12 protein-coding genes and 4 pseudogenes are annotated in these 17,910 nt (G+C 40.8%); 3 read left to right on the top strand and 13 right to left on the bottom strand.

The window, feature by feature from the left end:
• Positions 1–260 precede the first annotated feature (260 nt).
• From SK32_RS02660 to SK32_RS02680, 5 genes are all read right to left on the bottom strand, one after another.
• Entirely contained in the window at positions 261–1,403 is a 1,143-nt protein-coding gene (locus tag SK32_RS02660) for a radical SAM/SPASM domain-containing protein (protein WP_323530599.1), read from the bottom strand.
• An 80-nt stretch (positions 1,404–1,483) separates the two neighbouring features.
• Complete coding sequence (locus SK32_RS02665) at positions 1,484–3,097, bottom strand: bifunctional metallophosphatase/5'-nucleotidase (RefSeq protein WP_005128983.1); 1,614 nt, start codon at positions 3,095–3,097, stop codon at positions 1,484–1,486.
• A 134-nt stretch (positions 3,098–3,231) separates the two neighbouring features.
• Positions 3,232–4,116, bottom strand: a complete 885-nt coding sequence (locus tag SK32_RS02670; RefSeq protein WP_040230701.1) for a nucleoside-specific channel-forming protein Tsx — start codon at positions 4,114–4,116, stop codon at positions 3,232–3,234.
• Positions 4,117–4,262: 146 nt separating this feature from the next.
• Positions 4,263–5,825: a bifunctional metallophosphatase/5'-nucleotidase gene (locus SK32_RS02675; protein ID WP_048212564.1), complete on the bottom strand. Its 1,563-nt coding sequence runs from the start codon at positions 5,823–5,825 to the stop codon at positions 4,263–4,265.
• A gap of 213 nt (positions 5,826–6,038) precedes the next feature.
• Positions 6,039–7,595: a bifunctional metallophosphatase/5'-nucleotidase gene (locus SK32_RS02680; protein WP_005127787.1), complete on the bottom strand. Its 1,557-nt coding sequence runs from the start codon at positions 7,593–7,595 to the stop codon at positions 6,039–6,041.
• Between the two features lie 156 nt (positions 7,596–7,751).
• On the opposite strand from SK32_RS02680, the gene SK32_RS02685 reads away from it, so the two are divergent.
• Positions 7,752–8,891: a hypothetical protein gene (locus tag SK32_RS02685; protein ID WP_048211245.1), complete on the top strand. Its 1,140-nt coding sequence runs from the start codon at positions 7,752–7,754 to the stop codon at positions 8,889–8,891.
• Positions 8,892–9,191: 300 nt separating this feature from the next.
• Here SK32_RS02685 and SK32_RS02690 read toward each other — a convergent pair whose 3' ends face one another.
• The 7 genes and pseudogenes from SK32_RS02690 to SK32_RS26185 form a co-directional block, all read right to left on the bottom strand.
• Positions 9,192–10,718 (bottom strand): aryl-sulfate sulfotransferase N-terminal domain-containing protein, encoded by a 1,527-nt coding sequence (locus SK32_RS02690; protein WP_048211246.1) that lies wholly within the window; start codon positions 10,716–10,718, stop codon positions 9,192–9,194.
• Positions 10,719–10,972: 254 nt separating this feature from the next.
• Positions 10,973–11,362 (bottom strand): M15 family metallopeptidase, encoded by a 390-nt coding sequence (locus SK32_RS02695; RefSeq protein ID WP_048211247.1) that lies wholly within the window; start codon positions 11,360–11,362, stop codon positions 10,973–10,975.
• Positions 11,349–11,684, bottom strand: coding sequence for a phage holin family protein (locus SK32_RS24180; RefSeq protein ID WP_075551363.1), 336 nt, complete (start codon positions 11,682–11,684; stop codon positions 11,349–11,351). Before SK32_RS24180 ends, SK32_RS02695 begins: the two co-directional genes overlap by 14 nt.
• A gap of 1,276 nt (positions 11,685–12,960) precedes the next feature.
• Positions 12,961–13,194: pseudogene (locus SK32_RS26645) on the bottom strand (integrase); the annotation flags it as partial.
• Between the two features lie 198 nt (positions 13,195–13,392).
• A pseudogene (locus tag SK32_RS26650) lies at positions 13,393–13,572 on the bottom strand (integrase); the annotation flags it as partial.
• 28 nt (positions 13,573–13,600) lie between these two features.
• Positions 13,601–13,765 (bottom strand): annotated as a pseudogene (locus SK32_RS26655) (Arm DNA-binding domain-containing protein); the annotation flags it as partial.
• Positions 13,766–14,637: 872 nt separating this feature from the next.
• The gene (locus SK32_RS26185; RefSeq protein ID WP_048211248.1) at positions 14,638–15,861 is read right to left on the bottom strand and encodes a hypothetical protein; all 1,224 of its coding nucleotides are present in this window, start codon (positions 15,859–15,861) and stop codon (positions 14,638–14,640) included.
• Between the two features lie 51 nt (positions 15,862–15,912).
• On the opposite strand from SK32_RS26185, the gene SK32_RS02710 reads away from it, so the two are divergent.
• The gene (locus tag SK32_RS02710; RefSeq protein WP_048211249.1) at positions 15,913–16,503 is read left to right on the top strand and encodes a hypothetical protein; all 591 of its coding nucleotides are present in this window, start codon (positions 15,913–15,915) and stop codon (positions 16,501–16,503) included.
• 997 nt (positions 16,504–17,500) lie between these two features.
• On the opposite strand, the gene SK32_RS26190 is transcribed toward SK32_RS02710, so the two are convergent.
• Positions 17,501–17,710, bottom strand: coding sequence for a hypothetical protein (locus SK32_RS26190; RefSeq protein ID WP_197081307.1), 210 nt, complete (start codon positions 17,708–17,710; stop codon positions 17,501–17,503).
• Between the two features lie 46 nt (positions 17,711–17,756).
• On the opposite strand from SK32_RS26190, the pseudogene SK32_RS26660 reads away from it, so the two are divergent.
• Positions 17,757–17,867 (top strand): annotated as a pseudogene (locus tag SK32_RS26660) (IS3 family transposase); the annotation flags it as partial.
• Positions 17,868–17,910 lie beyond the last annotated feature (43 nt).

The following is a 17,910-nucleotide window of genomic DNA, read 5'->3' on the forward strand; positions in this document are numbered from 1 at the left end:
TCGCCTTAGTCATTAACTGACTGGGAACTAGATCAGAAATCTTGTTTTGTCAAGACCATCAGAATGACCACCATTTGTTTGTGGGGATGCAGGGTGTTGTGAAGTAGCGGATGAATTACATTGATTTATGTTAGCAGTTCCGCGAACACTAAAACGCCTACTTCCGGGATTAATCAAATCCCGGACGCTAAAATAGCCCTGGTATTGCAAAATACTGTCGGTGCGGCTGTTTCATCCATCACCACGTATTGAGAATCATGTCAGGACAAATACTGACGAATATCGGAAGGTGCATAGTTTTGTTCCCACAAAGCTTTCATCATTAACATATAGGGCTCAATATAAGTGAAAAAAACCTGATAGCTTTCGCAATAATAATTGAGCTCCGGGATGCCGCGTTCAGAAAGCACAACGCGATCTTTTGGGCAACCGCCATGGCAGGCAAATTTCACTTTGCAACTCATACACTCTGCTACCAGTAGCGGCTTGTTCTGCTCAATTATTTGATTTTCAGTGCTTTTTAGCATCGTAGTTATAACAGGTTGATGGTTGTTACTCAGCAAAGTTTTTGGATTAACCAGGCAATCGCACTCGTACAAATCATCGTTTATTTTCGATGCGAACACGCTATCACCAAAGAGCGCAAAAGCACAGGTCGGTGCAGGCAACCCACACCACGCAGCGAAAGCGTGCTCAAAAATGGGGATTTTAATTGTTCCGATATCCAGACGTACCCAGCTGTAAAAAAGCGTTTTTAAAAAAGTCCCTAATGCCGCGGGCGTAAGGCTTCGTGCATCCACACCACCTTGCGTAAGAGGTTCAAGTAAGGGGATAAACTGCATGTGGCGACTGCCAAGATTCTTCAGATAATGATAGAGTCGCAACGGGTTCTGGCTATTCATGGCGTTAATGACAGTCCGCGTACTAAATTCAAGATCGTGTTTTTGCAGCAACCTCACGGCCTCTTCAATCAGATGATATAGAGGTTTACCAGAAGTCGTTTTGCAGACACTGTCTTGCAACGAAATATCGTCATCCACTGCAATACTAATCAGAAACTGATTTTTCTTGAATAGCTCACACCAGCTATCATCCAGCAGAATGCCGTCGATTAGCAATGTGTTGATAATGTTTTTACCTTGTGCAAATTGCTGTTGCAGCTCGATAACTCGTTTAAAAAAGTTAAATCTGTCAAGCGTTGGTTCATTTCCCTGCCAGGTAAAAATCACATCGCCAGTTTCCTGGGTATCAATTTGCTGGCGAATAAATAGTTGAAGCGTCACATCATCTATATCCATACCGTTCGGGCAGGGTTGCGCCTTGAAGCAGTACGTACAACGTGAATTGCAGGATGCACTGGTGGGGGGGGTCATCACATGGCAATTTTTCATTATCGTTTTCATCACTTTATTTTTATTTGTTTTGTAATATGCAAGGAAGTGATGCAATCCATAAAATGGATTGCATCATCAATATTTATCTTTTATTGCTTAATAACTTCGACTCGCATTTCATTAACTTGTGCAGGAACGATTTTGTGCCCTGATTTCAGATAGTCAATCACGACATCGGACATATTATGCCCGGCACGAACTTGCACATTTTTACCTTCTTTAAAGGCCAGAAAACCATCCCCTCCCAGCGCAAGGAATGTTGTCGTTGCTACATGATAAGTCTCCGTGTCCACAATCGCTTTGCCATTGATAGTGAGAGATGCTATTCGCTGGCCGACTGGTTTTTGCGGGATATAATGCATTTCAGCACCTTTTGACATTTGTAGTATGCCATTCGTGAGTGATGCTCCATGTTCCATCAGATTACGTAAATCCTTGCCACTGAGATCCATCTCTGTAAGCTCATTCTTGAAGGGGAATGTACTGGTAATGTCGCCAAAGGTAATCGAGCCAGCATTTATATCCGCGCGTAAACTGCCGGAATTAATCAGTGCGATCTGTGCTTTCGGTGCAGCAACCAGCATTGCATCCGTAAACAAGTTACCAAGTTGTGAGGATTCACCATAGGCACGGGTTAACATGATAGGTGACTCACCTACTGGTTGGCGCACGATATCTGTAAGTTTTTTATTCCAGCCATCGATAACTTTCTGGGTTGTTGGATCAGGTACCCATTCATCAGCATAAATTGTTTTCAGTTCGAAGCTTTTTACTTCATGAGTATTGGTTGCTGGGTTAACATCGAGTACCAGTTTACCAATGTCAATACCGCCACTGTCAGTAGAAAGAATTAACGTGTTCCCAACTTTGATCGGTTCTGGTGTCCCTACGTGAGCGTGTCCGGTGATGAGGATATCAAGCCCTTTCACTTGGCTTGCTGTCTGAATATCCTTATCCAGCGCACGTCTGACATCTGTATTACCAATACTGGACTGGCGTGCCGGGACACCTTCGTGAACGAGAGCAACGGTGATATCAACTTTATCACGTAACTCATCCAGGTAGTGCTGCAGATATTTTACCTCATCACGCGCTTCTATCCCCTGGTTTTTAAGGGCTGCGGCTGATTTATCAAAACGATTGTTATTATTGTTATCGAGGCCCTGTATTGAGAGTTCTGAAATCGTGTCATTAAATGCAAACACACCGTGCAGCCCAATAACACCAATTTTGACACCATCTTTTTCCAGTATAGTATAGGGCTTGTTCCAGAAAGGTATCTCGCTGTCTTTATGGAACACATTCCCTAACAGAACAGGGAAGTTCGCCTTACTTAACTGGCGCAAGAGGTTATCCCAGCCATGGTCAAACTCATGATTACCGATGGATACCGCATCAAAGGGCATAGTCCTCATAATATCAATTATTGCCTCCCCCTTGGTTAAACTGCTGATATATGGTCCGGTAAAATAGTCTCCAGCATCAAAATAAAAAGTGGATTTATTTTTTGCTTTTTCCTGTTTAACCATGGTAGTGATATTTGCCCAGCCGCCGATATCTCGTTTACCATCTGCGATATACGGGAGTTTGTAACTATCAACATGAGCATGGAGATCATTGGTGTAAATAATAGTGACATCTTTGGCATTCGCCCAGAGCGAGAGTGTCGATAGAATACCCGCAGCAATTATTTTCATCTTCATAATTAGTTCCTTTTAGGTATATAAAGTATGACATTTAGATAAAAGGTTCATGCATGCCCATGAACCTTTTACCATTTGCAGTCGAATCAACTATCTCTTAAAAAATCGATGACCAACCACTTTATTTGTTTTAATTAAAACGTGTAACCCACGGACAAATAATATGCCCATCCTGTTGAATCTATAGAGACTGCTCCTCCATTGGTATTAAATGCTTTACTACCTTCTTCAAATTGTCCACCATGATAGAAATAACGGAAGCTCGCACTGTAACTCCAGTGAGGATAAACTAATGCCAATACATTAGTGGTTACTATCGAGCTATTGGTTCGAGAGTAAAATTGTTGCTTGCCACCTGATTTTTCTTTTAAATCCGAACCGAAATCAAAATTAGTAAAACCTACATAATTTAACTTTCCGCCCCAAAACTGAGTAATTGGAATAACATATTTTAATTTAAAACGATATCCATCCCACTCATTTTCATTGGCAGCGTTATAATTATTCCCCTGATATTTCGCATAGATATCTGCAGATAAAGACATCGGCAATCCAGTGTCAATATCAGTACCTAATCCCATGTACCAGGTACTCTGACGTTGTCCTTCATTACTACCTGCATCATAGATATAGTTGTGGGCAAAATACCATTCTTTAAATGGACCAAAACTTAAGTCGAGTCCTGTTAATTTATCGATGCTAAAACGAGGTTCTATTTCCATAAAAAATGGAGAACCATTATCCCAAATACCTTTGTCGTTAACATTTCCTAAACCGAAAAACTTAGGTAAATCTGCATAACCATAGAAATCGAACCAATCCTTATGCGCCCATGCTCGATATTCTGGATATAAATCAGCTCGTTTTTGTGGCCCAAAGCGTGTAGAGTTGCTTCCCACCAGGTTAATACTTTGATGCCACCAGTCTGACAGATATTCATCATTTCCTGTCTCTGCAAGTGTTACCATTGGTAATGATAAAAGTGTTCCCAATAAAAATACTTCATTCTTCTTTAACATAAACAGAATCCTTCTGTTGAGGTTTTTTTAAAATGCCATCTTTAAAAAGAAAATGTAAATAATTCCCAGTATAAAAATAGCATTATATGTTTTATATATTTAAAATGCAGTTGGGCAAAAATATATCTGTCGCTAATTAATTGAGATTATTTAGCCGAGCTTACATCAACCACCCTCATTTCCAGATCCGGTTTTAATGGGCTACTGGACTTAATGTAATCAATGATTGACTCTGAAGAACTGGTGCTGTTAATAGTTTTGACATTCGTGCCGTTTAAGAAAGCTTCAAACCCATCACCACCGGTCGCACAAAATGAATGTGTAACAACCCGATATGTTTTGGCAGGTTCTACAGGTTGATTATTAATGGTGAATTTAACAACCCGCTCACCCAACGGTTTTTTACTGTCATATACAGCATGGACACTTTTTGACACCTGCAAAACCCCGTTGGTAAGGTTAGTGGCGTGGGTCATTAAATTAATAAGATCCTTTCCGGTAAGATCCATTTCGACAAGATCGTTATTAAACGGGAAGGTCGTAATTACATCACCATATTTCAATTTTCCCTGTGGAAAATCGGCACGCAACCCACCGCTGTTTTGTAATCCCAGGACGGCATCTGGTGCTTTGGCCATCATGGCGTCGAGAACTAAATTACCCATCGGTGAGGATTCACCGTAAGCACGGGTGAACGGTGCCGTTGTCGATCCAATAACCTGGTCGGTGATGCTTTTCAGTTTAGTATTCCACACATCAATCCTGGCCTGGACCTTTGGATCGGGCTTATATTCATCAGCAAATACAGTGATTAACTTGCCGTTATAGCCATCAATTTTTTTAGTCCTGGGGTTAAAGTCCAGGACTAACTTACCAATATCGGTACCATACGCATCTGTTGAAACAACAAGTGTGTCATTGACTTTAATCGGCTCTGGTGTACCCACATGCGCATGTCCAGTGATAAGTACATCAATACCTTTAAATTTCTTTGCGGTATCGATATCGGCCTGCAGCATTCTGGCAACATCTTTATTTCCATAGCTTGACTGACGCGCTGGTGTCCCTTCGTGGATGAGTAGCACGATGATGTCGACTTTACCCTTTAATGCATCAAGCCCTTTTTGAATGTAAGGCACTTCATCACGAGCCTCTGAGCCAGCGTAAGCCTTAGCTGCAATAGTGTCATAAAACGCAAATTTTCCATGTACTCCGATTACGCCAATTTTTATGCCGTCCTTTTCGACAATTGTCCAGGGTTTATTCCAGACAGGTTTATCACTATCAGTATAAAAAACGTTGCCCAGTAAAACTGGGAAGTTCGCTTTTGATAGCTGCTTAACCATATTTTCGACGCCATGGTCAAATTCATGGTTCCCCACCGACACAGCATCAAAAGGCATGGTATTCATAATATCAATAATTGCTTCGCCTTTGGTTAAGGTGCTTATATATGGACCAGTAAAATAATCACCCGCATCAAAGAAAAATACATCTTTGCTTTTTTTCTTGGCATCATTAACGATGGTTGCAATGTTAGCAAAACCACCTACGGCTCGGTTTTTATCAACGGCGGGGATTTTTCCCGGGGAAACATGGGCATGTAAATCGTTGGTGTAATAAATAGTCACATCCTTTGCACTAATTGGTGCAGCTAACGTTGCGGATAAGCACAATGTAATCAGACTAAGTTTTGTTATTATTTGCATAACTAGTTTCCATTTGGTTATATAAAATTTAGTGGTGCTTTCAAAAGGATTCATGTGAACACATGAATCCTTTTTCATCTGCGGTTGAATCAATAATGCTCAAATAACTAATGTTCTAGCGCTTTATTTGATCTTTGCTTGTTAATTTACAGGCATCGATGCCGTTGTGATTAAGCCAGATAATTCTGTTTCACTAAATAATCTAAAAGGAGATTATTTTTTCACATCAGCAACGCGCATACCTTTGATCTGTTCATCCGTGATGGTGTTGCCTGCTTTGAAATAATCAATCACCGCGTTAGAAACATAGTAACCGCCTGTTGTATTACGCGATTTACCCTCAGTAAATGTGGTAAAACCATCGCCACCATCAGCAAGGAAGCTCTGGGTGGCAATATGGTAAACCGTCGCATCCTCAATTGGTTTGCCATTAAGAGTCAGTTCGGCGACCCGTTGGCCGATTGGTTTACTACTGTCGTACTTCATTTCCAGGCCTTTAGATACCTGCAAAACGCCATTAGTTAAACTTGCGCCATGTTCCATCAAGCTACGCAATTGTTTACCGGTGAGATCCATCGTTGCCAGCTCGTTGGGGAACGGGTACACACTGATGACTCCACCCATAGTAATCGCGCCCGCCGGTAACTCAGTGCGGATGCCACCTGAATTAGTTAAAGCCAGTTGTGTATTTTTACCTGCTGCCGCCAGCAAAGCATCCGCAGCCAGATTCCCTAGCGGAGCCGATTCGCCATAGGCGCGTGTCAATTCAACCGGCGACTGTCCCACTGTTTGTTGCACCACTTCATCAAGTTTCTTATTCCAGTTGTCGATCACCGATTTCGTTTGTGGATCGGGTTTCCATTCATCTGCGTAAATGGTTTTAAGCTCGAAATTTTTCACCGTGAAGTTATGCGGCTTATTTTGGTAATCCAGCACAAGTTTACCCACATCAATACCGCCGCTATCGGTCGAGAGGATAAGTGTATTACCTACTTTAATCGGTTCCGGCGTACCGACATGTGCGTGTCCGGTAATCAGAATGTCCAGTCCTTTAACTTGGCTTGCGGTCTTGATGTCTTTATCCAGAGCACGACGTACATCGGTGCCCCCTATACTGGACTGACGGGCTGGTGTTCCCTCATGGACAAGCAGCACGGTCAAATCGACTTTACCTTTCAGTTCGTCGAGATAGCGCTGCAACCACTTAATTTCATCCCTGGCTTCAATACCTACGCGCGTCGCCGCAGAAACGGTATCATTGAAGGCAAACACGCCGTGCAAACCAATGACGCCAATTTTCACGCCATCTTTTTCGATGATGGTATAAGGCTTATCCCAGAATGCTTTGTCGCTGTTCTGATAAAATATATTGCCCTGTACAATTGGGAATTTCGCCTGGCTAAGCTGTAATAATGTATTATCCCAGCCATGATCGAATTCGTGATTTCCCATTGTAACTGCATCAAATGGCATTGTATTCATAATATCAATTATTGCCTTTCCCTTCGTCAGGCTACTGATATATGGACCGGTAAAATAATCTCCAGCATCAAAAAACCATGTTGCTTTACTTTTTGCTTTTTCCTGTTTAACCAGGGTTGTGATATTTGCCCAGCCACCGATATCGCGTTTTCCGTCCGCAATATAGGGAATCTTATAAGGTTCTACATGAGCATGCAGATCATTGGTATAAATGATGGTTATATCCTTGGCGCAAGCCCAAAGCGGTAGCGTCAACAGAATGCTTGCTGCAATTACTTTCACCTTCACAATCAGTCACCTTTAGTTAGTTAAAAAATTATCAAATTACGTTTAGGATTGTTTTTATATGTGAAAATATTTACATGATGTGTGATTTTTTTCACAAAAGTAGTCTGGAGTTACTCGCTAAAATCAACGACCTGTTTAAATCGTTGGTGACTTAAATTGACTCAGTTTACGATCAATACCTGTAAATCGTATGGTTGCCGCAATTTAGGGCAACCCATATGGGCATGTGCAGATTTCAGTTGGCCAGACTACAGACTGGGATTTCCTGCATTACACTGTCGAGCATGCGGGAGTTATCCCCCGCTGTTTGATGAACAGCAATTTAATGAATGGCTGTCTGTTCACTTAAGTGCCTATGCTTCAGAAAACGGTCATTTTTGTCCTGAATGTTATCGCAAAGAAATTATTTGTTATGGTCATAACCCACAGGGAACACAGCGCGTTCAATGCCGAGTCTGCAGAAAAGTCTGGACGCCCAAACAGCAAGAACAAAGAAAAATAGTCCCCCCAGAACGAATTGAAACTGTTTCACTAGTTGTGCCGTTCCAGGGGGGCAGTGCAGAACAGAAACTGTATGTTCTACTCAGTTTTGATGCCGTCTGCGGTAATGTTCTGCATATCTCCACAAATTTTACTCAGCATTATGTTGGTGAGACTTTACGGTATCGCTGGCACGGGAATGCTGAGCCTGATTTGCATCATAGTGATATCGTAAATCGCGTTGATATGCGCGAGACGCAATTCCTACGTAGGAGTCAGTTTGATGAAATTCAATATGGAAGTGCGATTCTCAAACGCAACGCCAGAGGTGCTATTCTGCGTCCTGTTATCACGGCTCACGGGCATTTTCGAGTACTGAACATCTTTTTTCCTAAGGTAAAGAAGCATGTTATTTCACACGAATGCTTTCTTCGGGGAGCCGTCATTACTGTTTGGGCAGAACTGTTTCGCCAACGGCAAGGTGAGCTTTGGTTTATAGAAGAGGAAATAAATGATAGTGATATTTATGTACCCTGGAGTTTTCAGAGAACAACACAGCATGGCTGGTGGCAAAACCAGTGGCAGCTTTGGGTGCAGGGAACAAACCGTAAGATGGTTTGCCCATTGACGGGGGGGGATAGCAGCAACGCGAAAATACTCTCTTTAACGGCTAGTAGGCACTTTATCCACTGGCTATACAAACAAACGAGTTTTACCCACAGTGCCCAATTATCTGCAGGGAGCGTAACGCAAATTCTTCTTTCCCTGGCGCATGACTATAACGGAAAACTTACAATAGCGCCTTCTGGCGATTAGTGTCGGCTAAATGTCCTCGGTGACAACACAGAATAACCCATCTGTATTGCCTGTCAAAATTTCCCATGTACTTGGTGAATATCATAGCGATAAAAAATATGAGCAATGGCGATAGTTCACAGCAAGCAGCAGTCTGTCTGACAGGTTACTGCTGGCCTACTTATTTAAAGGTGACAATATTTAGTATATCTTAAAGGGTTCATGTGGATACATGAACCCTTTTAAGATATGCAGTTAGAATAATCAGTTATTAAAATATGATATTCAATTTCTGCTATCTTTTATAATTATATACTTTTATTAATTTACAGTAATTGATGCTGTAGTGATTAATTCAGACAACTCTGTTTCATTAAATAATCTTGCACGATAGGCCTCCGCAGGGAATTGAGGTGCGCCATCAGGTAGAGAAATGACATCGTAGATAGTAGCAATCATATTGCCGTTCACATCGGAGATAAAGAATGAACGAGCATGGTTGGTAAAAATAGCAAAGTAATCATCATGGTCAAAAACGCCGCCCATAAAGTCAGTCCACTGGACGATGGGGGTTGTTGGTAATTCAATTGGTGTGTGAATTTCCACTGCTGTTTTGGCGGCTAAATCTACAGCATAGAATAGAATACGAGCAGGAGGTGTTGAATAGGTATCGGTTGTCGCATCGTCATTTATCGGGCGAATAACAGGATGTTCATCCGTATCAAGACAAGATCTGTTATCAAAGACAGATAAAACGAATTTCCCCACGGTTGAGTCGATATTCGCTGCAAATGCACTGTTATTAGTGGTGCACACTGTGTGAGCACCATTTTCATAGTTAGTAATACCAGTAGTGTCAATATGAATAGTTTCTGGGTTTACCGGGAATTGAGGGTTAAAATTACCGGTGTTGATTACCCACAAGATACTACCATCAACGATAGATATGCCAAAAGTCGTACTCGTTGAACGGGAGTGAACAATCACTGCCTCCTCATTATTTGGACTACTTGCGACCCATGAAAGTGAGTTTAAATGAATATCATTCGGAGTGCTATTATTTAAAATTTGAGATCCGCTATACTCGCTAGTGTAATTTTTTGCCCAAATCATTTTCCCGGTCTGATCGTTGAATTTTAGAACTAACGAATCTTGTCCCATCGTATTGGTTATCCGGTTGGGGCTGTCGTTGCCAAACATATAAACATCGCCGGCTGAGTCCCAGACTAAATCGTGAGTGTTTGAATAATGATTGCCATTAGAATCACGCATGTCGTATTCAAAGATGACATTGCCGAGGATGTCAATTTTGAAAAAACGACGACCGTACCACGACATATCTTCATCGCTACCCGTATAGATGTAACCATTGTGAATTCTCAACGGCTGGAGATGATAAAGCGATACAAAGTTAAAGCGCAGGTCACCATTTTGGTCGTAACCACGGCCAGTAGATTGCATTAACCAACTATTTCCCCATACAGATGTAAATAACACAGGATCTGTTTGTTCAATATCGAGATGGAAGATAACCGACTTGTCATAAACCTGATCTACCGTGCTAATAGAGAATGGTTGATTGAAAACTTCAGTTCCAGTTTCATCCTTAAACACAACCTGGACGTTGTTTGCATATTGTGCATAAAGGCCAATAACAGGGATTTTTATGGTTTGAGAGACACCATAAATCAGATCCGATGTATAGGTAAAATCTACGCTGGTTGAACTGGTTGTCCTTTTTGATACAGTGTAAGAATAGCTTACTGGTGTATCTGAGGTAAAATAAATATATGCAGCGAGCTGATTATCGGCTGGTGCAAGTTCAGTTTTAACATAAGTAATTGTCATGATTTTATTCCTTTTGGGTTGATTCAATAAAATATAGATGCGATTTTCTATCAGGGCATAAATGTGTCGATAATAAAAACAGCGAGAAAATAAATGCCTGATTTATAACTTAGTGTTGTGGTAATTAAAAACTGATTTTTATTATAACCCTCCTTTTGTAAAATAGCTGTCTAAACGGGAGTGAGGTTAATCACCCTGCCAATGTTGGTATGTCGTATTATCCGTTTGAGTAGGTCTGCTAAACACGGTAGATGCTATTCTGGGTACATTTTTCGTGAGAGTTGAAAATGAACGCCATCCTTAATTTCCGCCCAGTTACCCCCCCATTCAACGTCAATAGCTAGCTCTTTGGCTGCCTGAAACACAGCCGTTGCAATTGTCTGGTAATGCTTAAACTCCCATGATGCTGTACCGTTTATGACTGCGAATATATCGACGGCGTGTCCCGTTAAATGCCTGCTTTTTGACGTTAATGATTTTCCTGATGCCAATAACTCAAGCTGCCTCTTTTGGTTTCTTAACCCTTCTGAAATACCAAAATCGATAGGTGATAATTTCAATGCTCTTCTCATCACATCAGAAAGATCCTTATGTACGCCTTTAAGATTCTTTTCAGATGTTTTACTGAATTCATGATTTATCATTGCTATCTCCAGAAATTTTTTTCCAGTAATAATTAAGGGCAACAACGCCCATTGCACCTGATATACCGCTGATTGCAAGCGTAGTATGAAATACTGTTCCAAGACTTTGTGACATCAATCCAGAAAGCACGCCGGTAAATCCTGATACTATAATTTGTGCTAACGCCGAAAATAAATTTCTTCCCGACCGGCCAGATTTAACGTCAAGGAGATATCTAACAAAACCTCCCCACGCGCCGAATAATATTATGTAAATCCAGCTAAAAAATGCATTTGATGATGGGTCTTTCCATGGCAAAATAATTACCTCCAAAGATTGCATAAGTAAAAAATTTTACCGCATGATGAGATCATTCTCTTGCAATAAAACTATATGCTTTGCTATGCAGTAAATAATAAACATTGAGTACCCCAGTTTTGTGATTAATGTCACACGGAATGCAATTAATAGTCTTTACCGATCGATTTTTGATAAACGATAGTTTTATGTTATTTATATTGATGATTATATTTATTAACGGAATGCATAAGAGGGGCAAGCGGGAGAAGGGGCAACGTATCCTTCAAAAGGCGTGTCAGATGCGGGAATGAGTGCTGGAACCCCGAAAGCAGGGGCTGTGTGTGAAAGATCGCGGATTCTGGTGCAGGTTTACGGTCACGCGGCAGCAAATGCCTTACGGTAAATGCAGGCCGCAGCCCATAAAGTAAAAGGCGCTGAAATTCAGCAGGTATAAACTTGCCGGAAAATCGTAGAATTTTCAGTTGTGTGAAATGAGTGCTGGTGAACTGGCGCGGTTAAAAAATCTATTGAGTGTGAACTTCGAGCCTCCGCCGCGATGTCCTGCGACCCAGTGTTTGCAGAGGCCTGCACCGGTAAAGGGATCAACCGTCCTGACGGAACAGGTGCTTCTTTCAGGTTGTGAAGCAACGGGAGCTGTCTACGACAGCATAGGGCAAGAGGGTGATTACAACCGTTTTACACGGATGAAAAGAGGAAACCTTTTTTTCGGGAATTGAGTTGTTTGTAGATTTTTTCGCAATTTTATGAATGACAGTCTGCCGCGCTTCGCTTGTCTTTTCCCGATCTTCCGCCAGCAAAGCTGACAGAAGATCGGGCGAGTCGGTTTAGCTCTGGCTATATTCCGGCTTACGATAACGGGACGGCCAGATTTGTTCTGGCGTAACACCTAACCAGGTACCCGGTTTTGCAGGTACAGCTAAAAGATGCCGCGATTAGCCGCCAACATAAAGAGACACTCTGGAAGGCCGATCGCAGAAAATAAAAAAACCTGCTGGTGAGGCAGAGTTCTCTATTTTTCGCTCTCAGGCTGCGGATGGCGACCTGAGCGGCGTTGCGTGATAATACAATCCTGGCAGATGTAATCCTGCACTGACAGGCAGTGTAAGGGTAAGATGCAGGCGTTGCGCTCCTTTCAAAAGGAGAGCGAATGGACACACTAACGCGTAAGCTGGTTGTGCTCATTGCCGTACTGGAGCTGTTACTGGCTCTGCTGCGGTTGATTGATCTGCTGAAATAATTCACGGATTGAAACGTACTTAAGGGGAAACACCCGTTTACCCTTTAATAACCCGTTGTATTACGACACTTTTTTCAGCCTACTGGCAAACTGATAGGGTGAAATATATCCTCCAGTATTTGCATCAAGATAATCTGCCCACCACTGCATCATCGCGATCCGTTCTTCCAGATATTCAGCCTTATGAATATAGGCCGCCCGCACGCTGTTTCTTTCCTGATGGCTCATCTGCTTTTCAATGGCTTCTTTGCTCCACAATCCCGACTCACTCAGCGCACTGCACGCCATCGTCCGGTTTGATTTGATTAACTCCTTTTCACCGCATAGCGCATGATCTCGGTGACGTAGTTTTTCAGCTGCGCGGCTTTCTCCAGAAAGCCCTTGTTTTCCACTTTGTGCAGGGTAAATAACAGCGTTTCCGTGGTGATATGATCGATGAGGCTGTCCTCCGATATCCGGGAAAACATACATTTCCAGCCTGCGCTGGATGGTGTTCGCATAATGTTCAGACCAGCGCCTGTGTTCACCGTGCCAGTTCATGGCGATCTGGCGGAATGTATGACCGTTTTTATTTTTCTGTTGCGCGATTTTCTTGTCAGCGGAGAGATCGACCCCCTCACGTATTTTCGCCCGCGCGGCATCACGTAACTGTCGCGCTTTAAACAGGGACACATCCGGGTAGGGGCCAAATTTACTGTGCCACTACAAAAGGCGAGTTTTTTCTCTTTGCCGTCGATGCGATACTTCATATACCAGAGTTTCGAGCCGTTAGGTTTGATCAGCAGGTAGAGTCCTGAACTGTCGGTGAGTTTGAAGGATTTCTCGGGGGTTTGATCCTGCGGATAGCGGTATCGGTTAATGCCATAGGTGGGGGCTCCATTTTCTCAACGAACCGTGAGGCCCCCGATTAGGCCCCCAAAAACTATGGATGTCAAAAAACCCGGCAGTCCTTCTCAGGATAACCGGGTCAGAGTAACTTCTTGTTTTTTTAAACGTTTCAGGACTCACAGGGAAGTCATGAAACTAAAATTTGGCTCCTCTGACTGAGATCGCCTTTGCCAGTAACTGGCTAATAAATAAGCTAAACCTTAATCCGCTACCTGTCAAGACCACCAGAATGACCACCAAATTTATAAGTTATTTAATACTTTAGGGGCATTAAACCCAATGAGGAACCTAAATAGCTAATATAGATCCTTTCCGATGCAAGCACGAGAGTTTTTTATTAAGAAATGTGAATATAAATATATATCCAGCTTTATGAAACCTGATGAACACCCGAACTATCTGGCCTCGTTCTCACCATGGATAATTACAGTCCAGCTAAGGTATCAGCTTAAGATTGAAAGTAACTATTCATGACATTTTCGCGATATAGATGCTAGTCTCAATCAGACATCCGAGCTTTCTTGCAGGCTTCGAAAAAACTCCTTCGGAGTCTGGTGCTCTATTTTTTCCAGAGAAGAAAAGCCAGAAACCTTTGCTCCGGTACTGAATAAAGGGAGGGGGGGTATGTGATCTCCTATGTTGGCGGAATAATATTTTATAAAATATGGTATATAAGGTGGCAGTTTTTTAATTTTATAATTTACATTATTTCTTCTTACTGTAGTTATTGTGCGAGCTCATGGCAGCAATGTCACAACATAATTTTTATGTAAGAATTAAAAGAAAAATCAATGTATATAAATGAGATTTTATATTCATCTCCGCCATTTAATTGCTTTTAATTTTGTTTTATATAAGTGATATTCTTTGCAATTGGAAGTTATTGATATTAAATATGCACATGAACTTAAACATTACGCAATTTTCTTTTAATGAAAGTGTCTGGAAAAAATCGCATTTACACCATGAGTTATATCTATTACTTCCTCGACATAATCTATACTTGATTAATGGGCATGTTTTATCTGAATCTGTGGTTGCCCGTATAAATAAATGAGCTGCATGTAAAAAATCAGAGTTAGGTACAGAGATCTCAAAGTGGTTATATTTATTAATTATCACAGGAATCTTTATGAGATTTAAAAATTCTTCAAGTCTAAATTTAAGAGTTAAAGGATCTAACAAGAATAACTCATGAAATAAAAACGGACTATGTGTTTCTGGAAATTTATAATTTAGAGCGTTTAAAAGCCATTCTCTCAATTGAGTGAAATTATTATCTGAATAACAACAGAAAAAGCAATCAATGAGTTGTTCTTTTCTTTTCCTTAGTTTTTCTGATGTATTGTAGGAATGGTTACCTTTAGAATTCCAAACTAGATTTTTTAAAAAAATATGCAAAGTGCCTTTTGTGTCATGTCTAATTATATCTTGTCTCATGTTTTTATGAATAAAAAACAATTGTGCTACTGGATTGTCATTGTAAAGGCAAAATTCAATTAAAAGTACTTTTGATGAGTCTGATAATATATTGAATCCGAGGTAATCTATAGTTAATCTTATAATATTGTAAGGTATGTCAATATGTTCTATTTTTTTCCATCTTTTATTTTGTAAACATAAAGATAGATATTCCAGGAAATCCCTTGCGCTGAGCGGGTACGTAATTCCATTGGATGATTCTAGAGTGAATCTGTGGATCTCAATATCACCAATTGAGTGCTCAGATTGCTGTTTATGAGATACAATTGAACCGAAGTCTTCGATATACTTGCCTTCACCCCAGGTATATTCATATTGCTGTGAGGTCACATAATAGTCATCATGCCAAAAAAAAGGAGCAGTTACTTCTTGCTTTTTTTTGCATTGTTCAATAAAATTGTAGATACTATTGTTCATTATTGTTGCTTGCCGCATTAGATATGGTAGCGTTAAATCTTGTAAGAAGTGGGTGAACTCGTGAAAGAAAATTTTGTTATCAAAATTAGTGTGCTTTTCTATTGGGTCATAGCTATCAATGTACATTGTGTAGCTTGATGGCATATAATATGCGTTTACTTCATCTTGTTTCATCTTATTCCCCTTAAGTTTTGAACTATTATAACATAAAACGGTATTCTCAAAATGAATAATTGGTTGACTGAATTAGCTACCTATCACCGTAATGACAATGATATTTTGCGCAATGCTTTTGGCGTTCTATTGTATACGGATGCTCACCCAATAATAAAAAAAATCATCAATGACATTGACTATTGGAAAGCATTTCATGAGCAAAGTGGGGATAAATGGAATATTTATTGCGTAAAAGCTAAAACGGGAAAGCATGAGTATCCTAGCTTTCCTCCCGGGACTATGGGTATGATGGTATCTATATGGAAAGAGCCGGAAGATAATAAAGAGATATTGGATTTTTTTAAAATAAAAGATACAAAAAACCCATATTTTGTTTTTTTTAATTTTACGGACGATGAAGATTATATCCTGTCGCATGCTCATGAAATAAGAGAAATCAATCCTGATTTAATGTACTCTGATCTACGGGACCTTATTCAACAATATACTGATATTGTTAATGGAGTCTGGGATGAGAATGCTCAAGAGGGACGTACTATGCATATTTACGCGGGTATACAAAACTCATTCAAGACTAGGGTGTCTATGTTGACTAAATTGCTTAATATAGCTGAAAGATTAAAATCAATTTTAGGGTAATAGGTTTATCTGCTTTGGATTGCTTTTGTTTCTATTAGAACAGGCTTGATATGATAGTTACCGATTATTTATGCAAGTATCTGTCAGATTAAATATATCTTAAATTATTTTGAGTCTAGGTTCGTTTTCCATCAAGTGATTTTTCCATCGGTGTCGTAACATTGATGTGCATGGGTAGCAATCAACGCTTGCGTATCAGTGTTCTTCCCCATAGTATTCAATATGCTAACGATACGCCCCAGGTAGTTAGGTAAAAGGCTATTCCCGGCTCCTCAACTGCGACCAGTGTAAATATTAGAGGGCGCAATTTGTCAGTAAAATTCACATCTTCCTCTGCGAGCACGGCACTACCAATCGCCTGAGATGGTAGGATCAAAGAAATATAAAGCATCGATTTCTGATCATCGCTCAAACGTGAAAAGTCGACAAGCAAACCGTCATGACCAGGGGTGAATGAAATTGACAAGTGCCGTAGTATCGCTTCAATTTCCAAAGCAACAAATTTAATTTTAGGATCAGAGAAAAATTTGCCCTTGTGTAGGGTAGCTTGGTCATTTTAAAACTTTCACTGAAAGCATTCATGGAAGGATTAGTTACGAGGTTTCTGCCTTTCTGATCGGCAAATTCCTTAATTGTACTGCGTTGATCATCCCAACGAACAGCTTAAGCAAACGTCCAAGGAATGCGTTCGCACCGTAAGCGATATGGTCCGCAGGATCTCGTCTGGCAATAGTGAACTTGGATATTATTACGCTCTGCTCGTGGAACTTGAGCTATGGTTTGAGGTGAGCTATCAGCATTGACATCCAAAAAATATACTAAGTTTTTTTCGATATTCCAACCTATTCCCATAGTTGCAGTCAGGCGGAAACGCATACGTGGAATACCTTCTGGCTCATCAAGTCGCATATGGAAAAAATGAGGAGCTACGGTACTATGATCCTCGCCCTCTGCAACTTTGTGAAACAGAAAGTCAGCTTCAATCCACAACTATCGCTCAGGAGGAATCAAAAGGGACATGGACATCTGAACGTTGGACGCGACGCAATGTTGGAGAAAACGCAAACAGTCGGAATAAAACCTGAAGTACCGCTGTTTTACCTGATCCATTAGAACTAATGAGATAAGTAACATCTTCCAAGGTCAGTTTGGTTGGTTCTCGGCCAAAGGATTGGAAACCAGATAATCGAATTGTTTCAAGCTTCATTCTACTTCCTCCCTCAGGACAATTTGTCCAATAAAGTGATTAGTGAATCAGAGAGCGCTGGCTGAATTAATACAACAGCAAACGCTCTCATGAATCCCTGAACAACCTGACGCCGGAAGAATTCTTGCTTAGGGCGAAGAACCATGAATCTCAAAAAATGCATCGAATTAAAACTGGTCTACTTATACTCACCATTAACT

This window comes from Citrobacter sp. MGH100, from assembly GCF_001034465.1.
Lineage (GTDB): Bacteria > Pseudomonadota > Gammaproteobacteria > Enterobacterales > Enterobacteriaceae > Citrobacter > Citrobacter youngae.